The 21720-nt window shown below is 66.1% G+C and carries 19 protein-coding genes, 3 pseudogenes and 1 riboswitch; of the genes and pseudogenes, 8 read left to right on the top strand and 14 right to left on the bottom strand.

What is annotated here, in order from left to right:
* The first annotated feature begins 38 nt into the window (after window positions 1-38).
* Window positions 39-518: an Lrp/AsnC family transcriptional regulator gene (locus HNP55_RS20770; protein WP_409993763.1), complete on the top strand. Its 480-nt coding sequence runs from the start codon at window positions 39-41 to the stop codon at window positions 516-518.
* A gap of 63 nt (window positions 519-581) precedes the next feature.
* Here HNP55_RS20770 and HNP55_RS20765 read toward each other — a convergent pair whose 3' ends face one another.
* The 10 genes and pseudogenes from HNP55_RS20765 to HNP55_RS20725 all read right to left on the bottom strand — a co-directional run bounded on the left by HNP55_RS20765 (window position 582) and on the right by HNP55_RS20725 (window position 10564).
* Window positions 582-1682 carry a trypsin-like serine protease gene (locus HNP55_RS20765; protein ID WP_184303788.1) on the bottom strand — a complete coding sequence of 367 codons (1101 nt, stop codon included), beginning with the start codon at window positions 1680-1682 and terminating at the stop codon, window positions 582-584.
* 312 nt (window positions 1683-1994) lie between these two features.
* Window positions 1995-2090: pseudogene (locus tag HNP55_RS24895) on the bottom strand (PEP-CTERM sorting domain-containing protein); the annotation flags it as partial.
* Between the two features lie 477 nt (window positions 2091-2567).
* Window positions 2568-3044, bottom strand: a pseudogene (locus HNP55_RS24890) (trypsin-like serine protease); the annotation flags it as partial.
* Between the two features lie 316 nt (window positions 3045-3360).
* Window positions 3361-4542, bottom strand: coding sequence for a class I SAM-dependent rRNA methyltransferase (locus tag HNP55_RS20755; RefSeq protein ID WP_184303784.1), 1182 nt, complete (start codon window positions 4540-4542; stop codon window positions 3361-3363).
* A 21-nt stretch (window positions 4543-4563) separates the two neighbouring features.
* Entirely contained in the window at window positions 4564-6138 is a 1575-nt protein-coding gene (locus HNP55_RS20750; RefSeq protein WP_184303782.1) for a hypothetical protein, read from the bottom strand.
* Between the two features lies 1 nt (window position 6139).
* Window positions 6140-7147, bottom strand: coding sequence for a tyrosine recombinase XerC (locus HNP55_RS20745; RefSeq protein WP_409993762.1), 1008 nt, complete (start codon window positions 7145-7147; stop codon window positions 6140-6142).
* On the bottom strand, window positions 7134-7895 hold the full coding sequence (locus tag HNP55_RS20740) for a DUF484 family protein (RefSeq protein ID WP_348648737.1): 762 nt from the start codon (window positions 7893-7895) through the stop codon (window positions 7134-7136). The genes HNP55_RS20745 and HNP55_RS20740 overlap by 14 nt, the downstream gene beginning before the upstream one ends.
* Window positions 7892-8755, bottom strand: a complete 864-nt coding sequence (gene dapF / locus HNP55_RS20735) for a diaminopimelate epimerase (protein WP_184303780.1) — start codon at window positions 8753-8755, stop codon at window positions 7892-7894. The genes HNP55_RS20740 and dapF overlap by 4 nt, the downstream gene beginning before the upstream one ends.
* A 16-nt stretch (window positions 8756-8771) precedes the next feature.
* Window positions 8772-9653 (bottom strand): lysophospholipid acyltransferase family protein, encoded by an 882-nt coding sequence (locus HNP55_RS20730; RefSeq protein ID WP_184303778.1) that lies wholly within the window; start codon window positions 9651-9653, stop codon window positions 8772-8774.
* A gap of 5 nt (window positions 9654-9658) precedes the next feature.
* On the bottom strand, window positions 9659-10564 hold the full coding sequence (locus HNP55_RS20725) for a lysophospholipid acyltransferase family protein (protein ID WP_184303777.1): 906 nt from the start codon (window positions 10562-10564) through the stop codon (window positions 9659-9661).
* Between the two features lie 196 nt (window positions 10565-10760).
* On the opposite strand from HNP55_RS20725, the gene metK reads away from it, so the two are divergent.
* The 3 genes and pseudogenes from metK to HNP55_RS20710 all read left to right on the top strand — a co-directional run bounded on the left by metK (window position 10761) and on the right by HNP55_RS20710 (window position 14275).
* The gene (gene metK / locus HNP55_RS20720; protein ID WP_184303775.1) at window positions 10761-11939 is read left to right on the top strand and encodes a methionine adenosyltransferase; all 1179 of its coding nucleotides are present in this window, start codon (window positions 10761-10763) and stop codon (window positions 11937-11939) included.
* A 171-nt stretch (window positions 11940-12110) separates the two neighbouring features.
* Window positions 12111-13142 (top strand): diguanylate cyclase domain-containing protein, encoded by a 1032-nt coding sequence (locus HNP55_RS20715; protein ID WP_184303905.1) that lies wholly within the window; start codon window positions 12111-12113, stop codon window positions 13140-13142.
* A 20-nt stretch (window positions 13143-13162) separates the two neighbouring features.
* Window positions 13163-14275: pseudogene (locus HNP55_RS20710) on the top strand (DNA glycosylase AlkZ-like family protein).
* Here HNP55_RS20710 and HNP55_RS20705 read toward each other — a convergent pair.
* The 3 genes from HNP55_RS20705 to HNP55_RS20695 all read right to left on the bottom strand — a co-directional run bounded on the left by HNP55_RS20705 (window position 14258) and on the right by HNP55_RS20695 (window position 16522).
* Window positions 14258-14641 (bottom strand): response regulator, encoded by a 384-nt coding sequence (locus HNP55_RS20705; protein ID WP_184303773.1) that lies wholly within the window; start codon window positions 14639-14641, stop codon window positions 14258-14260. The pseudogene HNP55_RS20710 and the gene HNP55_RS20705 sit on opposite strands and share 18 nt — an antisense overlap.
* Window positions 14642-14683: 42 nt before the next feature.
* Window positions 14684-15649, bottom strand: a complete 966-nt coding sequence (locus HNP55_RS20700) for a chemotaxis protein CheX (RefSeq protein WP_184303771.1) — start codon at window positions 15647-15649, stop codon at window positions 14684-14686.
* An 84-nt stretch (window positions 15650-15733) separates the two neighbouring features.
* Window positions 15734-16522, bottom strand: a complete 789-nt coding sequence (locus tag HNP55_RS20695) for an HAD family hydrolase (protein ID WP_184303769.1) — start codon at window positions 16520-16522, stop codon at window positions 15734-15736.
* A 71-nt stretch (window positions 16523-16593) separates the two neighbouring features.
* Window positions 16594-16698: riboswitch (S-adenosyl-L-homocysteine riboswitch) on the top strand.
* 122 nt (window positions 16699-16820) lie between these two features.
* Here HNP55_RS20695 and ahcY point away from each other — a divergent pair.
* From ahcY to HNP55_RS20675, 4 genes are read left to right on the top strand one after another with little or no spacing between them, the layout of a single operon-like run.
* Window positions 16821-18248 carry an adenosylhomocysteinase gene (ahcY, locus tag HNP55_RS20690; RefSeq protein ID WP_184303767.1) on the top strand — a complete coding sequence of 476 codons (1428 nt, stop codon included), beginning with the start codon at window positions 16821-16823 and terminating at the stop codon, window positions 18246-18248.
* 56 nt (window positions 18249-18304) lie between these two features.
* Window positions 18305-19075, top strand: a complete 771-nt coding sequence (locus tag HNP55_RS20685) for a TlyA family RNA methyltransferase (protein WP_184303765.1) — start codon at window positions 18305-18307, stop codon at window positions 19073-19075.
* A gap of 5 nt (window positions 19076-19080) precedes the next feature.
* Window positions 19081-19923 (top strand): methylenetetrahydrofolate reductase [NAD(P)H], encoded by an 843-nt coding sequence (gene metF / locus HNP55_RS20680; protein WP_184303763.1) that lies wholly within the window; start codon window positions 19081-19083, stop codon window positions 19921-19923.
* A gap of 39 nt (window positions 19924-19962) precedes the next feature.
* The gene (locus tag HNP55_RS20675) at window positions 19963-20865 is read left to right on the top strand and encodes a LysR family transcriptional regulator (protein WP_184303761.1); all 903 of its coding nucleotides are present in this window, start codon (window positions 19963-19965) and stop codon (window positions 20863-20865) included.
* Here the strand turns inward: HNP55_RS20675 and HNP55_RS20670 are convergent.
* On the bottom strand, window positions 20851-21561 hold the full coding sequence (locus HNP55_RS20670) for a glutathione S-transferase family protein (RefSeq protein WP_184303759.1): 711 nt from the start codon (window positions 21559-21561) through the stop codon (window positions 20851-20853). The two genes, HNP55_RS20675 and HNP55_RS20670, sit on opposite strands and share 15 nt — an antisense overlap.
* Window positions 21562-21720 lie beyond the last annotated feature (159 nt).

Genomic DNA, 21720 nt, shown 5'->3' with positions numbered 1-21720 from the left:
TCACGAACAATCAAAATATGAATGATTCAAGCATTGCCGTGAATTTTGACAGCGCCGATCTGCGCATTCTTGAGCAGTTGCAGCGCGACGCCTCCCTGTCCAACCAGGACCTGGCCGCCGCCGCCCATGTGTCGCCGGCCACCTGCTTGCGCCGGGTCAAGCGCCTGGTGGAGAGCGGCGTGATCGAGCGCCGCTTCGCCCTGCTGGCGCCCGAGAAGCTAGGCCCCAGCCTGAGCGCCATTGCCGAGATCACCCTGGACTGCCAAGGCGCCGAACATCTGGCCGCCTTCGAGGCCAGATGCCTGGCCGAGGCCGCCGTCCAGCAGTGCTACCGGGTATCGCCGGGGCCGGACTTTGTGCTGATCCTGCAGGTGCCAGACATGCCGGCCTATCACGCCTTGGTGCAGCGCCTGTTCACCCAGGACGCCAATGTGCGCAATGTCAAAGCCTTCTTCAGCGTGCACCGCGCCAAGTTCGAACCGGCCGTGAACCTGGACGGACTCAAGACCAAGGCTTGATCACGGACGAAAAAATGGCGACCCAAGGGTCGCCATTTTTGCCAGGCCTCGCCAAGCCTTACATCAGGCCTTGCGGCGGCGGGCCACAGCGCCCACGGCAAACAGGCCCAGTGCCATCAAGGCATAGGTCTGGGGTTCGGGCACGGCGGTCACGCGGTTGATCCAGGCCACCTGGTCGAAAACAGCCGTCGAGCCAGACAAATCGCCATAGCTGGAGCTGTTATTGATCCTGTTGTCGCAGCCCGTCAAACCCAAGAAGTCGCAAGCACCCTGGCCATTCGCGGCATTGCCCTGCCAGCCCCAGGAGTGGACGGCGCTGAGCCGGTACTCACCGTCGACCAAGACAAAGTCGCCGCCGCCCGAATCGCCCCCGGCGATGAGCGCTTCCTTCGTGCCCAGGCCGGTGCCGCTGGCCCATTGGTTGCCGGTTGCCCCGGCGATACGGCCCAAGGTGTTGTTGGCCGCAGCACCACTGTCGAAGTCCGACATATAGGTCGTGCCGGTGTAGTAGTTCGCGTCATAGCCCCAGCCAGCGACATAGTCGTTGACCACCCGGTTGAAGGTCTTGCTATCGACGTCGACGGTGTTGTAGCCATAGTGGCCATAGGCGCCGTCGTTCCAGTTCGGGCCGCCGCTCGAGGTTGCCGTCCCGCTGGTCCCGTAACCGGCCATCAGAAACTGCTTGCCCACATCGTTGGTGGTGCTGAGCTTATAGCCCTGGATCGTCGTGACGGGCGCACTCAACTTCAAGAGCGCCAGATCGGAACCCGCGTCGGCCGAATTGCTGAAGCCCCGCCACAGGGGATGCAAGATCACATCGGAAGTCGCCACCGTGCGGGTCTGCAATGCGGCGCCACCAAAAGCGCCGAACTCCACGGTCATGGAGCTAAAGGCATCGGCGCAATGACCGGCCGTCAATACATACTGGCCGCCGGCCAGCAAGGAGCCGGAGCAGCCATAGGTGCCGGCCGATGTGGTGAAGGTCAGGCGAGCCACGCCATCCAGGGCACCGACCACGCCATCAAACACCTGGCCGGGCGCAAAACGCCAGTTGGAAGGTGCGCTGGTATTGCCCGTCGTCGGATTGAGCTGGCTTTGCGCCTGCGCCGCGCCTGCCAGCGAGATCGCAACCACCAGACCCAAAAGCTTGAAGTTAGATTTCATGAGAAGACGTCCTCGCTTAAAAAGCACTGTGCATGCATCGATGCTTTGCCCATGAATCGCTCCCCCTCGTGCGGACAGCAAAATGCAAGGCAAACCCCGGCACCGATGCGTGAATATGTCACAGCCAACTAAAGGCCCATACCCCTCGTCCTTGGGGAGGTAAGACCCCTTAAGGGAATACCTTGCTTCGCGCCACACACCCTTTGTGTAACCCATTAGCCCGACCGGCGGAGGGGCGCCATGGGCGCAGGCGTCTGCCCAAGAAAAAGGGCGGCCAAGGCCGCCCTGTTTTCAATTTTCAGCTGACCCTATTCAGGCCTTGCGGCGGCGTGCCACGGCACCCACGGCGAACAGACCCAGCGCCATCAAGGCATAGGTTTGCGGCTCGGGAACAGCCGTCACCGAGTTGATGAAACCCAGGTGCGAGTAGACCGCGGTCGAGCCCGACAGGTCGCCGTAGCTGGAGCCGTTCTCGGTGCTGACGTCGCAGTTCGGCAGGCCAAACGTGGCGCAAGCTTGCCAGCCCCAAGAATGCACGCCGCTCAGCAGCCACTCGCCATTGACCAGAACGAAGTCGCCGCCACCGGAGTCGCCGCCGGCGATCAGGCCTTCGCGATTGCCCAGGCCGTTATTGCTGCTCCATGTCGTGGCGCCCGACTCATCGGCCAGGCGTTGCAGGGTGTTGTTGTTCGCCGCGCCATTGGGATTGTCGAAGTCCGACATATAGGTCAGACCGTGCTTGTAGTTAGCCTCGTCGTACCAACCCGGGATCGCGTCACCAATGGCCTTGTTGAAGGTCTTGCTGTCCACGTCAAAGACGTTGTAAGCGTAGTGGCCGTAGGCCCAGTCATTCCAGTTGGTCGGCGTGTCCGCGCTACCCACGCTGGTCGTGCCGTAGCCGGCCATCAGGTATTCCTTGCCCACGTCCACGGTGGTGCTGAGCTTGTAACCCTTGATCGAGGTCACGGCCGTGTCCAGCTTCAGGATGGCGATGTCGGCGCCGGTGTCCAGCGTGCCGTTCCAGCCGCTGTGAATGACGGCATTGCCCACGGCGACATTGCGGGTGACTTGCGCCGTACCGTTGTACCAGCCGAAATCGACCGTCATGCGGCTGAAGTCATCAGCGCAATGCGCGGCCGTCAGCACGTACTGGCCGCCGGCCAGCAGCGAGCCCGAGCAAGCGTAATTGGCACCGGCGCTGGTGGTGAAGCTCAGACGGGCCACGCCATCCAGAGCACCGGCAACACCGCCAAAGCTTTGGCCGGGCGCGAAACGCCAGTTAGAAACGTCGCTGGTATTGCCAGTCAGCGGATCCAGATCGGCCTTGGCATGCGCAACACCGGTCGCGGCCAATGCGGACATCGCGGCCACCAGGCTCAACAGCTTGAATTTCGAAATCATCCAACACTCCCTCAGTTTGTTTGCACAGTGGATTCACCGACGCCGCCCCGGCCTCGTCTATCGGACTTGCGAGTCTGACGCGAGGGTTTCCTGAGGCAAATTTCATCGAGCCCGTGAATATGTCTCAGTCCGCCGGACCGGGCCACCCCTCATGTCCGGGAAGCAATTTCCCTTAAGGGAATCCGTTGACACGCCTCGTTACCAATCCATGTAAAAATTCCGCCCCCTCGCCCGATAGCTCAATCGGTGAGCCAGCCCGGCCGAGGGCGGCAGGCGGCTAGGCCTTGAGGATCAGCAAGCCCTTCAGGTACTCGCCCTCGGGGAAGTTGATGGTCTGCGGATGATCGGGGCTGGCGCCCACGCGGTCCAGCACATAACCGTCCACCTCGGCGTCCATGCCCGCACCCGCGACGATCTTGTGGAAGAGGTCGGGGCTGATGCCGCCCGAGCAGGAGAAGGTGAACAGCAGGCCGCCCGGCGCCAGCAGGCGCAGGCCCAGGCGGTTGATGTCCTTATAGGCGCGCGCCGCCCGCTCGGCGTGCGCGACGGTGGGCGCGAACTTGGGCGGGTCCAGCACGATGGCATCGAACTGCCGGCCTTCCTTCAGGAAGTTGCGCAGCGTGGCGTTCACATCGGCATCCAGGCTGCGGTGGCGAGCGGCCTCAAAACCGTTCAAGGCCACATGGGCCTGGGCACGCGCCAGCGCGGGCGCCGAGGAGTCCACGCTGATCACCTCGCTGGCGCCGCCGGCCAGGGCCGCCACCGAGAAACCACCCGTGTAGCTGAAGCAGTTCAGCACGCGCTGGCTGCCGTACTGGCGCACCGCGTCGGCAAACTTCTTGCGGTTGTCGCGCTGATCCAGGTAGTAGCCGGTCTTGTGGCCCTCGGCCACGTCCAGGCTGAGTCGCCATTCATGTTCCTTGATCACGATCTCGGTCGCGCCCTCGCCCTGCAACCAGCCGGTCTGCTGAGGCAGGCCCTCCAGCTCGCGCACCTGGGCGTCGGAGCGCTCGTACAAGCGCGCGAGGCCGGTGGCGGCCAGCAGCTGGGCGCACAGCACGGTCTTCCAGCGCTCCACACCGGCGGACAGGAATTGCGCCACCAAGGTGTCGCCGTAGCGGTCGACGATCAGGCCGGGCAGGCCGTCGGCCTCACCGTGAATCAGGCGCAGGGCGTCGGAGGCGATCGGCAGGCGCTGGCGCATGGCGATGGCGCGCCGCAGGCGCTGCTCGAAAAAGGCGGCGTCGATGCGCTGGGCCTCGTCAAAACTCCAGGCCCGCACACGGATATTGGAGTTAGGGCTGAAAGCACCCCAGCAGAGAAACTCCCCGGCGGCCGATTCCACCCGCACGGTCTCGCCGGCATCGGCCCCGCCGCGCTGCACCGAACCCTCGAAGACCCAGGGGTGGCGGCGTTGCAGCGAGCGTTCCTTGCCCGCGCGTATGACTATTTTTTTCATAGGTACTGCTTGTTTGAATGATTAACGAGCCAAGGTGCCGTAGGCATAGCCGATGGAGAGATTGAGCAGGCCGCTGCTCTGCTGCTCGGGGTGGCGCAGGCTGCGCCACTGGCCCAGGCCGGCGCGCAGGCGCAGGCGCTCGCCCTCCCACTGGCCCCACAGCTCGCCCTGGCCGACGGCACCGCCGCCCACCACCACGCCGCCACCGCCGGCCGCGCCCACCAAGGCCTCGGCACCGAAGCGCAGCTGGCCGGAGCCGCCCAGCTTGAGGGGCGAGGACTGCGCGCCCAGGCCGAACAGGCCGATGGAATAGGCCCCCGCCCGGCCGACAGCCGCGCTGCCCGCCTGGGCCACGCCATACCAGTGCGGCGCGAGTTCACGCGTCATCACCATGTTGTACTGGGTGATGGCCTCGCTGCTGCCGTCCTTGAACTTCACGTCCGGCAGGTATTGCAGGCTGGCGAAGATCTGGCTGACGCGCACCACACCCTCGTCCACATCCAAGCCGCTCCAGGCCGCCGAGGTGGAGGGGGTGATGTCCAAAGGCATGGCCAGGCCCACGCGCACAAAGCTGCCGGAGAAATGGCCGCGCACGGCCTGCGTCCAGCCGCCCTCCAGGCGCAGGGCCGGCCCCCAGGGCGTGACCCAGCGCAGCGTCGGCCCGGCGCGCCACAACCAGCCGCTGCCGGTGTCCACATTGCCGCCACCGGCCAGGCCCAGGCCTAACTGACCACCCAGACGCAGATTGGGCGTGCCCAGACCCCAGTCCTGGCCGGCATTGGCCAGGATCTCCATATAGCCATCGGCCCCGCCCTGGGCGGCCCCGGCGGCTTCCACGCCCCACCAGCTGCCGTCTGCGATGTACTGACGCACATCGGCACCGGCCGCGCCCATGCGCTTGCCGCTGGGCACGCCGCTGCGGTTGACGGTGGAGCTGCTCGGCTTGACGACGCCGCCGTAAAGCATGATCTCGTCAAAACCCAGGCCGGTGCGCGCACCCGCGCGGCCGCGGCGGCCGGCATCGCTGGGCGAGAAGCTGGCGAAACTGGTGGCCCGGCCCAGGGTCAGGCTGTAGCTGGTGTCGCTGACATTGCCGCTGGGGAAGCGGATCATGGCCACGCCCAGACCGGCATACCAGTCGCCCATCTCGGTGCGGATGGACAGCTCGGGCCGCAACATCAGGCCGCCGCCGAAGCGGATCTGATCCGAGCTCAGCCCCCCGCCCGCGCCGGCATAAAGCCCGGCCGCCAGATGGGTGTGCTGGCCCACGCGCCAGCGCCGCTGCGCCGTCAGGCCGACGGTGAAGATGCCGCCATAGCCGCCCTTGGCCGAGCCGTAGACGCTGGGGCCGAAGCCCCAGTCCTCGTCCACTGCCATCAGATAGCTGCCGCCCAGCATGGCGATCTTGGCGCCATTGGGCAGGCCTAGCGGGGTCCAGTTCATCTCCACGGCCGCCGGGCGGCTGGGGGCGAAACGCACGGGCTTGGCGGGGTCGGGACTGTCCACATCGACCGGGCCGGCGGCCTGGGCCGTGCCCGCCATGGCCAGCAAGGTGGCCGCGGCCAGGGCAGAGAAACCGATTCTGTTCAAACGCATATCAATCTTTGCAAGCTGTCTTCTTTGACTTGGCGCGCGGATGCGCGGCGTCGTAAATCTTGGCCAGGTGCTGGTAGTCCAGCTGGGTGTAGACCTGGGTGGTGGCGATATGGGCATGGCCCAGCAGCTCCTGCACCGCCCGCAGATCGCCACTGGACTGCAGCAGATGGGAGGCAAAGGAATGCCGCAGCATATGCGGATGCACATGGCTGGGCATGCCGGCGGCCAGGGCCCGTAACTTCAATCGCTGGCGGATTTGAGCCGCGGACAGGCGCCCGCCCCGCGGCCCCACCAGCAAGGCCCGCTCCCCGGCCTTGGCCAGGCGCTCGCGCTGCGGCAGCCAGTCTTGCAAGGCCGCCAAGGCGGCCCGGCCGACCGGCACCGAACGCCGCTTGCTGCCCTTGCCCAGCACCTGGGCCTCGGCGGCCTGCGCATCGATCCAACCCAGCGCCGCGCCGCTGGCGCGCAGATCCAGGCCCTCCAGCTCGGCCACCCGCAGGCCGCAGCCGTAGAGCAGCTCGACGATGCAGCGGTCCAGGGCCTCCAGCGCCGGATCGACCCCGGCCGCCCCGCCCTTGAACTCCGCCAACTGCACCGCGTCATCCACCGCCAAAGCCTTGGGCAGGGGCTTGGCTGCCTTGGGTGCCCGCAAGCCCTCAAAGGGGTTGAGCTCCACCAGGCGCTCGCCACCCAGCCAGCGGTAGAGGCCGCGCCAGACCGAGAGCTGCAAGGCGATGCTGCGCGGCCCCAAGTCTTGCTCGCCATGCATGCGCAGCAAGAGGCCGCGGGCATGGTGGGGGCGCAGCTGCAACAAGTCCTGCAAGGCACCGGCCTCGGCAAAGCCCTGCAAGCGCCGCAGCGCCTGTTCGTAAATCACCTGGGTACGCGGCGCCAGGCGGCGTTGCACCTGGACATGGGCCAGATAGTCCCGCAGCAGCGGGAGCAGGGGCGGCGGAGGCGCGGCCTCTTCGTCGCCTGCTGCCCCGCGGCCGGACTCAGGCCGCGCCACCTGCGTCCCGATGGGCAGCCTGGCCAGGCGCCGCCAGCAGGCGCGCCAGCGCGGCGCTGGCGATATCGCCCACGCGCAGCAGGAACTCGGTGCCCATCTCGGCCGTGTAGCGGGTCGGGTCGGGCGAGCCCAGCACCAGCAGGCCAAAGGCGCGGCCGGGCTTGCCGTCCTCGGCCAGGGTCAGCGGGATCAGGGCCAGCGAGGTCGCGCCGCCGCTGCCGCCTTCCGAACTCCGCAACCAGGCGGCCGCCTCGAAGCCCGAGTTCACGCCGCAATAAGGCTGGGACAGGCTGGAGGCAAAGCTCTTCACATCGGCGCTGACCGGCTGGGCGAACTCGGCCTCGGCGAAAGCCGCATCCACGCCCCAGAGGCGCAGGCCGGCTTGCGGAATCATGAACTGGTGGCGCAGCTCCTGCACCAGGGTTTCGGGCAGTTCGGCGGCCTGCACCGTCTGCATCAGGCGTTTGGTCCAGCGGTGCAGGCGCTCGGCAATGGCCACATTCTCCTGGCTGTTGCGGATCATCTCCATGATCTTCTGCTCCAGGCCCTTGATCTTGTCGCGCAGCATCTCGGCCTGGCGCTCCTGCAGGGACACGGCGCGCTGACCCAGGGGGTGGCTCAGCTGCACGCTTGCCAGCAGCTCGGCGTGGCGCTCGAAGAAGCCGGGGGTGTGCAGCAGGAATTCGGCGATCTCTTGCTCGGTCACGCCCTGGGTCGCAGCAGCGGGTGTCAATGGTTTGCTTGTCACAGCGTGATCTCTCCTTCAAACACGGTTTGCGCCGGGCCCGTCATCAGCACGGCGGCCTGCAGGCCCTGGCTGAGCCCGGCCCACTCGATTTTCAAATCTCCACCGCGGGCATGGACCTCGACGCTCTCGTCCAGCAGGCCCAGGCGTATGCCCGCCACCACGGCGGCACAGGCGCCGGTGCCGCAAGCCAGGGTCTCGCCCGCATCGCGTTCAAACACACGCAGGCGGACCTCGCCGCGCGACAGAATCTGCATGAAACCGGCATTCACCTTGCGCGGGAAGCGCGCATGCGCCTCCACCAGCGGGCCGCGCTGCAGCACCGGCGCCAGGTCCACATCGCCGTCCACGATCTGCACCGCATGCGGATTGCCCATGGACAGCACGGCCACCTCGCAGTCCGCGCCGGCCAGCGGCCACAGCGCGAAGCCGTTCAGCTCGCGCGGGCTCAGGCCTTGCGCGTCGAAGGGCACACGGGCCAGTTCGAACACCGGCGCGCCCATGTCCACAGTGACGCGGCCGTCCTCGCGCAGATGCAACTCCAGCACCGCGTTGACCGTCTCCACCCGCACGCTGTGCTTATCCGTCAGCCCCTTGTCGACCACGTAGCGGACGAAGCAGCGCGAGCCATTGCCGCAATGCTCGACCTCGGCGCCCGTGCTGCCGTTGAAGATGCGGTAGCGGAAGTCCACGCCCGGCGTGCTGCTGCGCGCTATCACCAGGATCTGGTCGCAGCCCACGCCGAAGCGCCGGTCGCCCAGCACGCGGAGCTGGGCGGGGCTGAGAGTCAGGGCCTGGCGCGTGGCGTCGATGACGACGAAGTCATTGCCGGCGCCCTGCATTTTGGTGAATGAGAGTTGCATCGCTGGATTATCGGGCTCAATACACCGAGGCCTCGCCCTCGGGCCGGGTCTTGAAGCGGCGGTGCACCCACAGATACTGGGCCGGGTTGCGGCGTATGCGCTCTTCCAGCCAGGCATTCATGGTGTGGGCGTCGGCCAGCACATCGTCGCTGGGGTAGCCCGCCGGCGGCTCGCAGGCCTCCACCTCATAGCCCTGGCCGCCCGGCAACATGGTCACCACCAGGGGCTGGACCGGCAGCCTCAGGCTGCGCGCGATCTTGGAGGGCGCCAGCAAGGTGCAGGCCTGCATGCCGAAAAAGGGCACAAAGGCCGAGTCCTTGATGCCGAAGTCCTGGTCCGGCGCATTCAGGAAGGAATAGCCCTGCTTGATCAGGCGCATCACCGGGCGGAAGCCCTCGCTGCGGTCCACAAACGCGGTCTTGCCAAAGCGCTGGCGGCCGATCAGCAGGTATTTGTCGAACACCGGATTGCTCTGGCTCTGGTAGATGTCCACACCCGGCGCGCTTTGATTCAGCATGAGGGCCGGCCCCACCCATTCCAGGCCGGCGAAATGCGGCAGATACCACATCACCGAGCCGCGCTCGGACAGGGTGATATCGCCCTTGACATGCAGGATGCGGCGCAAACGCGCGGGCGAGGCAAACCAGATCAGGCCGCGCTCCAGCAGGCTGCGGCCCATCCAGCCGAAATGCTCGCGCGCCAAACCCTCACGCTCAGCGGCATCTTTTTCAGGAAAGCACAACTCCAGATTGCGCAGGGCGATGCGCCGGCGCCGCCCGGCCAGCAACCACAGCAGGCGGCCCAGACCACGGCCCAGGGCCGCCAACAGCGCCAGCGGCAGAAAATGCAGCAGCCACAGCAGGCCTATCAGCAAATAGGCACCCAGTTTCGACAACATCTGACTCAAACCTTTTCCTGGTGTTCGGCGGGGGCGGCCGCAATGTCCAGCCCGCGCGGCTGCTTGTAGCGGTGATAGCCCCAAAGATATTGATCGGGTGCGAGGCGGATCATTTCTTCCATGGCCTTGTTAATCGTTTCGGCAGCGGATTCTGGGGCCTGCTCGGGCGCAATCTGCGGTGCCGGTCGCACATGCACCACAAAACCCTGGCCCTTGGGCAGGCGCTCGCCCCAGATCAGCAGGGCCGCGGCCCCGGTCTGCTGCAAGAGCTTGCCCGCCATGGTCATGGTATAGGCCGGCAGGCCGAAGAAGGGCGCCCACACGCCCAGACCCTGGGGCGGCACCTGGTCGGGCAGCAAGCCTATGGTGTGACCCTGGCGCAGGGCACGGATCATCTGCCGCACACCGGCCAGATTGGCCGGCGCCGTGGCCAGGCCGGGCCGGCCGCGCGAGGCATCGACCACCGCACGCAGCCAGGCCTGGCGGGCCGGGCGGAACAAGACGGTGATGGGCGACAGGCGGGCCCGCCCCTGCACCCGGGTCTCGGCAAAAGTCTCGGCATAGGCCTGGGCGCAGATCTCGAAGCAGCCCAGATGCGGGGTCAGCAGCACCAGGCCTTTGCCGTTTTGCAGCGCGGCCTCGATCAGCTCCGCGCCGTCCCAGCGCAGGGCTGTGCCCAAGGGCTGGGTGGGCGGGCGCATCCACAGCCAGGGCGTTTCCAGAATCATGCGCCCCGCATGCGCGATGCCACCGCGGGCTTCGGGCCAGGCCATGCCCGCAATGCGCACATTGGCCTGGTAGCGCCGCCGGTAGGTTTTGGAGGCGGCATAGGTCAGCCATCCGGCCAGCGCACCAAAAGCATGCAAAAGACGCAGGGGGAATTTGGATAGAAGACGAAACAGCAGCAACATATTTCTATAATTGTCACATCGCCGAGTTAATGAACTACTTGCGGGGCGATGCGGACTTGTTTTCTAGGCCTTATCCCTGGATCAGAAGTGCGCCGGGCAGCGATGCTCAACAAATGCTGCTAAAGCGTTCGCCGCGTCTTCTCCCGACAGCACGGCAACGCCGATGAACTGTTGTACATATATGGAGTGTAAAAAAGTGGCGAACGATTTTCTCTTTACGTCTGAATCCGTCTCCGAAGGCCATCCCGACAAGGTCGCCGACCAGATCTCGGATGCCATTCTCGACGCAATCTTCACCCAAGACCCACGCTCCCGCGTGGCGGCCGAGACCTTGTGCAACACAGGCCTGGTCGTGCTGGCCGGTGAGATCACCACCAACGCCCATGTGGACTACATCCAGGTGGCGCGCGACACCATCAAGCGCATCGGTTACGACAACACCGAGTACGGCATCGACTACAAGGGTTGCGCCGTGCTGGTCGCCTACGACAAGCAGAGCAATGACATCGCCCAGGGCGTGGACCATGCCTCCGACGACCACCTGAATATCGGTGCCGGCGACCAGGGCCTGATGTTTGGCTACGCCTGCGACGAGACGCCCGAGCTGATGCCCGCCCCCATCTACTACGCCCACCGTCTGGTGGAGCGCCAGGCCCAGCTGCGCAAGGACGGCCGCCTGCCCTTCCTGCGTCCCGACGCCAAGAGCCAGGTCACCATGCGCTATGTGGACGGCAAGCCGCACAGCATCGACACCGTGGTGCTGTCCACCCAGCACGCGCCCGAGATGAGCCTGGGCGACAAGATGAAGCCCGAGTTCTACGAGGCCGTGATCGAAGAGATCATCAAGCCCGTGCTGCCCAAGGAATGGCTGCAGGACACCAAATACTTGGTCAATCCGACCGGCCGCTTCGTCATCGGCGGCCCGCAGGGTGATTGCGGCCTGACCGGCCGCAAGATCATTGTGGACACCTATGGCGGCGCCTGCCCGCACGGCGGTGGTGCCTTCTCGGGCAAGGACCCCAGCAAGGTGGACCGCTCGGCCGCCTACGCCGCCCGCTATGTGGCCAAGAACATCGTCGCCGCCGGCCTGGCCCGCCAGTGCCAGATCCAGGTGGCCTACGCCATCGGCGTGGCCCGCCCGATGAATGTGACGGTCTACACCGAGGGCACGGGCCTCATCAGCGACGACAAGCTCTCGGCCCTGGTGCAAGAGCATTTCGACCTGCGCCCCAAGGGCATCATCCAGATGCTGGACCTGCTGCGCCCCATCTACTCCAAGACGGCGGCCTACGGCCACTTCGGCCGCGAAGAGCCGGAGTTCACTTGGGAAAAGACTGACAAGGCTGCAGCACTGCGCGCCGCGGCCGGGCTGTAAGCCGCCCCCCCCATTCATCGCTCCAGGCCCGCCCCGCGCGGGCCTTTTTCATGTCTCGGCCCAAGGCTCGAACTGAGGGGTTCTAGCCGCACTTCTACTGAGCTTGCAACAAGCGCCGCGGACGATAATCGCCGCACACTTCTTTCGGTGCGCCACGAATTTCCCGTGCCCATGCTCCCGCCCAATACACCCATCGCCCTGCCGCCCCTGCGCATCCTGCTGGTCGACGACCAGGAAGCGACCCGGCAGGTCCTGGTGGCCCAGCTCCATGCGGCCGGCCACGCGGTGGAACAAGCCGACTCCGCCGAAAGCGCCCTCACCCTGTTCCGCCAGCACGCGCCGGACCTGGTGCTGCTGGATGTGGAAATGCCCGGCCACGACGGCTATTGGGTGGCCAGCCAACTGCGCGCCTCCGAGGCCGGGGGCTGGACGCCCATCATCTTTCTCTCCAGCCTGGACCAGGACCACAACCTCTGGCAGGCCATCGAATCGGGCGGCGACGACTACCTCGTCAAGCCCGTCTCCGGCACGGTTCTGCAAGCCAAGCTGCGCGCCATGCAAAGGCTGCGCCGCATGCAGAACCGGCTGATCGAGCTCTCGGACGAGTTGCGCGTGGCCAATGAGCAGCTGACCCGCATCAGCCACGAGGACGCCCTCACCGGCCTGCCCAACCGGCGCGGCTTCGATCTGCGCCTGCAGCAGGAAATCCTGTCCGCGCAACGCGATCAGACACCGCTGACCCTGGTGCTGTGCGATATCGATTTCTTCAAGGGCTATAACGACACGCTGGGCCATGTGGAGGGCGACGCCTGCCTGCAGCAACTAGGCCAGTTGCTGCGCAGCCTGTGCCGACGCCCGCGCGACTACCCGGCCCGCTACGGCGGCGAGGAATTCGCCCTGATCCTGCCGGGCACGCCACGCTCCGGCGCCATGACCTTTGCCCGCGCCCTGCTGCGCACGCTGGAGCTCAAGGCCATCCCCCACCCCTGCTCCAGCATCGCCAAGCACCTCACCCTGTCCGGCGGCATCACCACCTGCGTGCCCGACAAGACGAGCTCAGCCGAGGGCTTGCTGAGGCGCGCGGACGAGGCCTTGTACGCCGCCAAGTCGCGCGGCCGCAACTGCTTTTTCAGCTTCGAGATGCAGATGGACACGCGCGAGCAGCGCGGCAACGGCCGCCTGCCCCCAGCCTCCCTGGCCTGAACGGCGGCGGCACAGCAGGCATGCGCGCCAAGCCCCACGCAACGCTGGACGAGCTGCGCCGCTACGCGATTGCGCGCAGCCTGTTCAAGCCCACCACCCTGCCCGCCGCCATCCAACGCCTGGGCTTTGTGCAGGCCGACCCGATACGCGCACCCGCACGGGCGCAAGACCTGACCCTCAGGCAGCGCGTCAAGGACTACCGCGCCGGCGATCTGGAACGGCGCTACGCCCGCCTGAACATCGAAGAAGACTGCTTCGTCAATTACGGCTTCGTGCCCCGCGAGCATCTGCGCCTGCTACACCCCCGCATCGCCAGCCGCGGCTGGGATACCAAGACCGCCGCCCAGGCCGCCGCCATCCAGGCCTTTGTGCGGGAGCAAGGCTCGGTTCACCCCAAGGCCGTGCAAGCGCAGTTCCAGCTCGGCCAGACCCGCAATGCCTGGGGCGGCAGCAGCAATGCCACCACCCATCTGCTGGACGCCATGCACTACCGCGGCCTGCTGCGCGTCAAGCGCCGCGAACAGGGGCAGCGCATCTACGAGGCGGTGCAGCACACCGAGGACGAACACAGCAGCCCGCAGCAAAAGGCGCTGGACCTGCTGCGCCTGATTCTGGCCAAGTACGCGCCGCTGCCGGCCCGCAGCCTCAGCCAGTTATGCAGCATGACGCGCTACGGCGCCCCGCAGCTGCAGGCCGAGGTCAAAAAGTAGCTGGCCCATGCACAGCAACTCTTTCCCAGCGCCGAGGTGAATGGCCTGCGCTGGTACTGGCCCGAGGGGGAAGACCCGCGCGCCAAGCGCTGGCAGCTGGACGAAGAGCTGCGTCTGCTGGCGCCCTTCGACCCCATCGTCTGGGACCGCCTGCGCTTCGAGCTTTTTTGGGGCTGGGCCTATCGCTTCGAGGCCTACACGCCGCCCAGTAAACGCCGCCTGGGCTATTACGCCCTGCCCATGCTGTGGCGCGGCGAGGTGCAGGGCTGGGCCAATGCCTCGGTCGACGAGGGCGGCCAGCAACTGCTGCTGCAATGCGGCTACCAGGCCGGCCAGGCGCCGCGCGAGGCAGCGTTCAAGAGCGCGCTGCAGAATGAGAGCGAGCGGCTGGCCTACTTCTTAGGCCTAACCGGCGGCGCCTGAGATCTCGCACAGCTTGCGCAGCGGGCCTAACACCGCCTCGCCGCGGAAGGGTTTGACGATCCAGCCGGTCACGCCGATGTCTTTGCCACGGGTGCGCATGGCGGGGTTGTCCTCGGTGGTCAGCATGATGATGTGCACCACCCGGTCGCTGAACTCCTCGCGGATCTTCTTGGCCATGGCCAGGCCGTCCATATTGGGCATATTGACGTCGCTGATCACCAGGCGGATGCCCGGATCATTGCTCAGCTGAAAAAGCCCGTCGCGGCCATCATTGGCCACCGCGACCTCGAAGCCGTTCTTGCTCAGGAAACTGGCGACGATTTCGCGCATGGTGCTCGAATCGTCGACCACAAGAACATTTGCCATATCAAAAACTCCTCGCGCCAGCGCGAAAACTGAATATCAGGATCAGAACAGCTCAAGCTCGCCGGTAGGGCTGACCTCGGGCGGGTTGTCATCGAATTCCGCAAACTCATCCGGCGACCAGTGCAGATTGAAGATGAAGCGCTGCACCACGATCAAGGGCGGCAGGCCCGGCCGCGCCGGGTCCGAGAGCTGGTAGCGTATGCAGAGCTGCGGGTCTTGCGAGCCGAAGGAAATGTATTTGTGCTCGTGATTGATCACGATGGGCACCTGGGTCTGCTGATTGGTGAAGGCCTGCGGCGGGATGTAGCGGTTCTTGAAGGCGCCCCAGATCAGATTGGTGGTCTCGCCCAGCATATTGTTGAGCTCGCGGAAGTTCAGGTCGCCGCCTATGCCCTCGTAGCTGAAGCCCTGGATCAAGCCCTGGCGCAGGGCCCGCTCCTCGGTCTGCAACATCATGTAGCCGCGACACCAGGTGCTCTCGATGGCGATCAGGGTGGAGACCTCGCCGTGAATGATGCGGTCATGCACCACATAGGGCGACTCCGACAGCACCTGGGCGTTCGGGAACATGGCGCGCAAGGCCTGGCAGGTCAGCTCGACGATGCCCATGACCAGGCGGGTCGGGTAGCGCAGGCTGAAAATATTGTGCTCCACCGCCGTGTGCAGCGAAGCCATCTCGCCGGTCTGCCAAGCATGGCGTATGGTTTCCTGCTCCTCGACGCTCAGCAGACGGCCGCTGGTGCGGCGCAGAAAGATGGGCAACTCGGGGCGCAGCTTGTGGATGGCGCGGGCCAGGTGCAGGCTGTCGCCGTCCTCGCAGGGCAGGTCCTCGGCCAGCAGCACGCCGCCCAGATCCTTGTGCTGGGACAGCGTGACCAGGGCGTTATGCGATGAGCGCGGCAAGGCCAGCAGGCCTTTGTCCAGGCAGAAATCGCTCAGGACCTGGTACTGGGCCGGGTCATGCTCCAGCAGCAATACCTTGGCCTCCAGTTGGGTGGTTTCCGTCATGCGCCACTTCCTCAGGCCCGAAAGAGCCACTTGATCACAGAGGCTATCGGCGCCTGCCGCCGAATCTGTAGCGCAGACGGGTCGTCAGCGCCGCGCCGCCAGCACGGCCCGCGCCACCTCGGCAAAACCGTCGCCGCGCTCGGCCTGGGTCACGTAGGCGGGCAGGCTTTGCAGCTGAGGCACAAAGCGGGCGATATTGGCCACGCCCACGCTCAGGGGGATCTTGGCGAACATCTGCTGGTCATTGCTGGAGTCGCCCACATACAGCCAGTCGCGCGCATCGAAGGGCCGGTTCAGCAAGGCCGGCACGGCCCAGGCGGCGGCCGTCCATTTGCTGTGCTCGCCGATCCAGCCATTGATGTGGATGGAGCTGACCGTGGCCTGCAAGCCATGTTCGCGCATCAAGGCGCAGACGGCGGCGATCTGGGCCTCGTCCAGATGGGCGTGCTCGCTGTGATCGATGGCGATATCGGTCAGGCGGCCCGCGCTGTCGGTGGCCAGCACGCTGCCGGGCACGCGCTTCAGGATGTCGGCCGCGCAGTGGCGCAAACGCTCAAAATTGACGGCACGGGTGCCGGCGTCCTGGCAGAACTCGCGGCGCAGCTGGCCATTGCTGGCATCGGCCCGCAGCATCACCGCGCCGTTCTCCGCCACGATGGCACGCACCGGCCATGTGAGGGCAAAGGCCTCGCTCCAGCCCGCGGGCCGGCCGGTGATGGCGATGACGGGCAGGCCGGCGGCCTGCAGATCCCGCAGGGCTTGCAGCGCGGCCGGGGCGATGGCGCCGTCAAGCGTCAAGGTGTCGTCGATATCGGTCAGAAGGCCGTGGATGCGGCCCAGATCGGCGGCGGGGCAGAGTGAGAATGCTTGCATGATGCCTGGGATTGTCCTCAAATCCTGCCCTGTTCCCTGGATCGCCTGCCGCATTGCGTCTAGAATCGACGCACTCCGAGGAGCGTTGCAACCCCATCCCGCACAAGGATGAGGCCAGGCTCGGAATCGAATCCGGCTCTACCCTGCCGCATTCCATGCAACCGCGCTCACCCGCTGCAGTATTTTTGTGGGTGATCGCGCGTCCCGGTGAGGCTTGGCTTTAGCAAGACCTCGGCCCGCACGGCTCCCGCACTCATGCTGCAGCGGCTTCAACATCTCTTGAAGGAGCCCGCCCGCCATGACTGCCACCACCCTGTCCAAAGACCAATTCCATATTGCCGACCTGGCGCTTGCTGCCTGGGGCCGCAAAGAGCTCAATATCGCCGAGTGCGAAATGCCCGCGCTGATGGCCATCCGCAAGGAGTACGCCGCCAGCCAGCCCCTGAAGGGCGCGCGCATCGCCGGCTCCCTGCACATGACCATCCAGACCGGCGTGCTGGTCGAGACCCTGCAAGCCCTGGGCGCCGAAGTGCGCTGGGCCTCGTGCAATATCTTCTCCACGCAAGACCAGGCCGCCGCCGCCCTGGTGGCCGCCGGCACGCCGGTGTTCGCCTACAAGGGCGAGACGCTGGAAGACTACTGGGACTACACCCACCGCATCTTCGACTTCGGCGCCAAGGGCACGGCGGGCGAAGGCCCGAACATGATTCTGGACGACGGCGGCGACGCCACGCTGCTGATGCATCTGGGCCAGAAGGCCGAGAAGGATCTGGGCGTGCTGGCCAATCCCGGCAGCGAGGAAGAGCGCGTGCTGTTCGCCGCCATCAAGGCCAAGGTTGCGCAAGACCCGACCTGGTACACGCGCAAGAGCCGCGAGATCATCGGCGTCACCGAAGAGACCACCACCGGCGTGCACCGCCTGAAGGAAATGTCGGCCAAGGGCACGCTGCTGTTCCGCGCCATCAACGTCAACGACTCGGTCACCAAGAGCAAGTTCGACAACCTCTACGGCTGCCGCGAGTCCCTGGTGGACGGCATCAAGCGCGCCACCGACGTGATGATTGCCGGCAAGATCGCCGTCATCGCCGGCTATGGCGATGTGGGCAAGGGCTCGGCCCAGGCCATGCGCGCGCTGTCGGCGCAGGTCTGGGTGACCGAGATCGACCCCATCTGCGCCCTGCAGGCCGCGATGGAAGGCTACCGCGTCGTCACGATGGAATACGCCGCCGACAAGGCCGACATCTTCGTCACCACCACCGGCAACAAGGGCGTGATCCGCCACGAGCACATGGCCGCGATGAAGAACAACGCCATCGTCTGCAATATCGGCCACTTCGACAACGAGATCGACATCGCTTCGATCGAGAAGTACCAGTGGGAAGAGATCAAGCCGCAGGTGGATCACGTGATCTTCCCGGATGGCAAGCGCATCATCCTGCTGGCCAAGGGCCGCCTGGTGAACCTGGGCTGCGGCACCGGCCACCCCAGCTATGTGATGAGCTCCTCGTTTGCTAACCAGACGATTGCACAGATCGAGCTGTTCGCCCACAAGGACGCCTACGACATCGGCAAGGTGTATGTGCTGCCCAAGCATCTGGACGAAAAGGTGGCACGCCTGCAGCTGACCACGCTGAATGCGCAGCTGAGCGAGCTGACGGAAGAGCAGGCCGCCTACATCGGCGTGCCCAAGCAAGGCCCCTTCAAGCCCGACACCTACCGCTACTAAGTAGCTATGGCGAGGCCCGTGAACACCGGGCCTTGCTCACCTGACTCATTTTCTCCATGCGCGCTGATCAACTCCTGGTCTCCCAAGGCCTCTGCAGCACCCGCTCGATCGCCCAAAGGCTGATCGCGGCGGGCTCGGTGGAGTGGCGCTCGGCCAAAGGCTGGGCGGCCGTGAACAAGGCCGGCCTGGACTTGATCGAGGGCGTGGAACTGCGCCTGAATGACGATGCCGAAGCGCGTTATGTCTCGCGCGGCGGGCTCAAGCTGGAAGGGGCGCTGAAGCACACCGGCTTGAGCGTCGCCGGGCTGACGGTGCTGGACATGGGCCAGAGCACCGGCGGCTTCAGCGACTGCCTGCTCAAGAGTGGCGCGGCGCGAGTGGTCGGCGTGGATGTGGGCCATGGCCAGCTGCACGAGCAGCTCAAGAGCGATGCCCGCCTCGTCGCGCTGGAGGGCCTGCATGTGCGTGAGCTGGCGGCCTCGGCGCTGGCCGAGCACAAGCCGGCGGCCGGCTTCGACCTCATCGTCGGCGACCTCAGCTTCATCTCCATGCTGGGCGCCTTGCCCGAGCTGCTGCCCTGGCTTGCGGCGCAAGGCCAAGTCTTGCTCCTGATCAAACCGCAGTTCGAGTTGGGCCCCAAGGCCGTGGCGCGCGGCGGCCTGGTCAAGGACGCCGGCCAGTACCCGCTGCTGGAGGCCAAGGCCCGCGAGGCCTGCGCCGCCCTGGACTTGAGCGTGCGCGGCTATTTCGACAGCCCCATCACCGGTGGCGACGGCAATAAAGAATTTTTCCTCTGGGCCGCGCCTGCGCCCGGAGACAAGGAATAAAAAGCATGAGCACGAACAAGAAGACCCCGGTCAGCTTTGAGTTCTTCCCGCCCAACACACCGGTGGGCACCGAAAAGCTCAAGACCGTGGTGCAGGACCTGAGCGTCCTGAATCCGCATTACTTCAGCGTCACCTACGGCGCCGGCGGCTCCACCCGCGAGAAGACCCTGGCCACGGTGATGGACATCGCCGCCAGCGGTTATGAGGCCGCGCCCCACCTCAGCTGCGTGGGTTCCACGCGCGAGAACATCGCCGAAATCCTGGCTACCTATCGGGCCCAGAACATCCGCCGCGTCGTCGCCCTGCGCGGCGACCTGCCCAGCGGCACGGCCACCGCCGGTGAATTCCGTTATGCCTCCGAGCTGGTGAGCTTCATCCGCGAAACGCAGGGCCCGGACTGGCAGATCGAAGTCGCCGCCTACCCCGAGTACCACCCGCAGCAGCGCTACGCCGCCAAGGACTTGCAGCACTTCGCCGCCAAGATGAAGGCGGGCGCCAACGCCGCCATCACCCAGTTCTTCTTCAACCCCGACGCCTACTTCAACTTCGTGGACGAGGTGCGCAAACTGGGCGTTAGCGCGCCCATCGTGCCGGGCATCATGCCCTTCCACAACTACGCCCGCATCGCCCAGTTCGCGGCCCGCGACGGCATCGAGATCCCACGCTGGATCGCGCTGAAGATGGAGGGCTTTATGGACGACGCCGCTTCCATCCGCGCCTTCGGCCTGGACGTGATGACGCGGGTCTGCGAACGCCTGATCGAAGGCGGCGCCCCGGGCATCCACTTCTACACGCTCAATCAGTCGGGCTTGACGCTGGAGTTGTGCAAGCGCTTGAAGCTGGGCTGAAGAGCGCCCGGGCGGAAACAAGCGGCGACAATCGCAGCCATGAGCCGCAACGCCGCCATCGACTGGGATGACCTACGTATCGCCCTCGCCATCACGGAGAGCGGCACCTTGTCCGGCGCGGCGGCCGCCTTGCATATCAGCCACCCCACGCTGTCCCGCCGGCTGCAGCTGATGGAGCGGCGCCTCGGGACACGCTTGTTCGAGCGCAGCCCGGGCGGCCTCAGGCCGACGGCGGCGGGAGAAGAGGTCAGGGCCTTGGCGCTGCGCTTTCGTGACGAGATCGCCGGCCTGGAGCGCCGCGTCGGCGGGCGCGACGATGGGCATGACGGGCCCGTGCGCGTCACCGCGCCCGATGCGGTCTCCGAGTACCTGCTGCCCGGCGTGCTGGCCGCGGTATGCCGAACGCATAGCGGCTTGCAGCTGGAGCTGCATGTGTCCAACGATATTGTTTCGCTGGCGCGGCGGGAGGCCGATATTGCGCTCCGCGTCACGCGGACGCCGCAAGAGACCTTGCGCGGCCGCGAGGTCGGCACCGTTGCGATGGCGATCTATGCACCGCGCCAGTTGGCCGAGGCGGGCGAGGCCGCGGCCCAGCCCCTGCGCCTGCCATGGGTCGGCTTTGATGGCGGCCTGGCCTGCAGCGCGCCCGGCAACTGGCTGGCGCGCAATGTCGCGACCGACGCGGTGCGCTTCCGCGCAAACACCTTGCTCGGCGCTGCGCAGGCCGCGCGTGCCGGGATAGGTTGCGCCGTCCTGCCCTGCTTCGTCGGCGGCTCGATCCCTGAACTCCTTCGCCTCGGCCCGCCGCTGGACGAGCTGGCACAGCCCCTGTGGCTGTTGATGCACGAAGACGTGGCGCGCGTGCCGCGCATGCGCCGCGCCAGCGCGGCGCTGTCCGAGGAGATCGCCAGCTCGTCCCGGCTGATGTCAGGCCTGGACTGAGCCCGCCCGAATGGCGGCCTCGGCGATGCCTGCCATATGGGAGCCGCGCCCGGCCAGATAGCGCAGAAAGACCTGCCCGTAATCGGGCACAACGGCCGCCCGCACGCTAGGCCTCGATGCCAGATTGAGCCGATAGGCGGCGGTGGCCGGCAAGCCTTGGAGAAGGCGGAAGTCCGCCAATTGATCGAAGGTTTCCAGCAGGCGGAAGATGGGCGCGAACGCGGCATCGACCAGGCCAAAACGCGCGCCGCCGAAGTAGGGCCCCGCGCCGGCCAACTGGCCCTCAAGCCGCGCGAAGCGGCTGGCGAGCTCCGCCCGTTTGCGCTCAAACGATGCTTCGTCCGGCGCCATATAGAAGCCGAACACATCGCCGATCAGGGTCGAAGCGAACTCGGCCCATGCGCGGTGGCGAGCCCGCTCCAGCGCGTCGGCGGGCCACATCGGCACCCGGCCGGCGGCCGCCTCCTCGATGTACTCGCAGATGACGGCGGTCTCGAACACCGCCGTGTCGTCGCCATCACCCACGCGCAGCACCGGCACCTTGCCCAGCGGCGACAGCTGCACAAACCAGTCCGGCTTGTTGGCAAGGTCGATATAGCTTCGTCTGGCCTCCAGCCCCTTCTCGGCCAACTGGACCGCCGCCCGCTGGGTGTAGGGGCAAAGGATATTGCTGATGAGTTCAAAGTTGCTGTGCATATCGTGTCATGTCCTTGTGGAAGAGATCACGACCTTACGCAGGGGCGGCAGGCAGCGCCATCGAAACCTTGTGCAGGCGGCTGTGCAGAATCTTGCAGGGGTGGGGGGTGTGCAGCTCCAACTGCGAAAAAATGTCGGGATCTTGGGCACTTGCCGGGG

It is taken from the genome of Roseateles oligotrophus, from assembly GCF_014204525.1.
Classification (GTDB): Bacteria; Pseudomonadota; Gammaproteobacteria; order Burkholderiales; family Burkholderiaceae_C; genus Paucibacter_A; species Paucibacter_A oligotrophus_A.
Note: the sequence above shows the minus strand (reverse complement) of the source record. Positions and strands in the feature narration are given on the sequence as shown.

Bases quoted from the DNA above. Each gene is read 5' to 3' on its own strand.
- HNP55_RS20765 (WP_184303788.1), bottom strand. From the start codon at position 1,682: ATGAAATCTAACTTCAAGCTTTTGGGTCTGGTGGTTGCGATCTCGCTG.
- HNP55_RS20755 (WP_184303784.1), bottom strand. From the start codon at position 4,542: ATGAAAAAAATAGTCATACGCGCGGGCAAGGAACGCTCGCTGCAACGC.
- HNP55_RS20750 (WP_184303782.1), bottom strand. From the start codon at position 6,138: ATGCGTTTGAACAGAATCGGTTTCTCTGCCCTGGCCGCGGCCACCTTG.
- dapF (WP_184303780.1), bottom strand. From the start codon at position 8,755: ATGCAACTCTCATTCACCAAAATGCAGGGCGCCGGCAATGACTTCGTC.
- HNP55_RS20730 (WP_184303778.1), bottom strand. From the start codon at position 9,653: ATGTTGTCGAAACTGGGTGCCTATTTGCTGATAGGCCTGCTGTGGCTG.
- HNP55_RS20725 (WP_184303777.1), bottom strand. From the start codon at position 10,564: ATGTTGCTGCTGTTTCGTCTTCTATCCAAATTCCCCCTGCGTCTTTTG.
- HNP55_RS20715 (WP_184303905.1), top strand. From the start codon at position 12,111: ATGCTCCCGCCCAATACACCCATCGCCCTGCCGCCCCTGCGCATCCTG.
- HNP55_RS20705 (WP_184303773.1), bottom strand. From the start codon at position 14,641: ATGGCAAATGTTCTTGTGGTCGACGATTCGAGCACCATGCGCGAAATC.
- HNP55_RS20700 (WP_184303771.1), bottom strand. From the start codon at position 15,649: ATGACGGAAACCACCCAACTGGAGGCCAAGGTATTGCTGCTGGAGCAT.
- HNP55_RS20695 (WP_184303769.1), bottom strand. From the start codon at position 16,522: ATGCAAGCATTCTCACTCTGCCCCGCCGCCGATCTGGGCCGCATCCAC.
- ahcY (WP_184303767.1), top strand. From the start codon at position 16,821: ATGACTGCCACCACCCTGTCCAAAGACCAATTCCATATTGCCGACCTG.
- HNP55_RS20685 (WP_184303765.1), top strand. From the start codon at position 18,305: ATGCGCGCTGATCAACTCCTGGTCTCCCAAGGCCTCTGCAGCACCCGC.
- metF (WP_184303763.1), top strand. From the start codon at position 19,081: ATGAGCACGAACAAGAAGACCCCGGTCAGCTTTGAGTTCTTCCCGCCC.
- HNP55_RS20675 (WP_184303761.1), top strand. From the start codon at position 19,963: ATGAGCCGCAACGCCGCCATCGACTGGGATGACCTACGTATCGCCCTC.
- HNP55_RS20670 (WP_184303759.1), bottom strand. From the start codon at position 21,561: ATGCACAGCAACTTTGAACTCATCAGCAATATCCTTTGCCCCTACACC.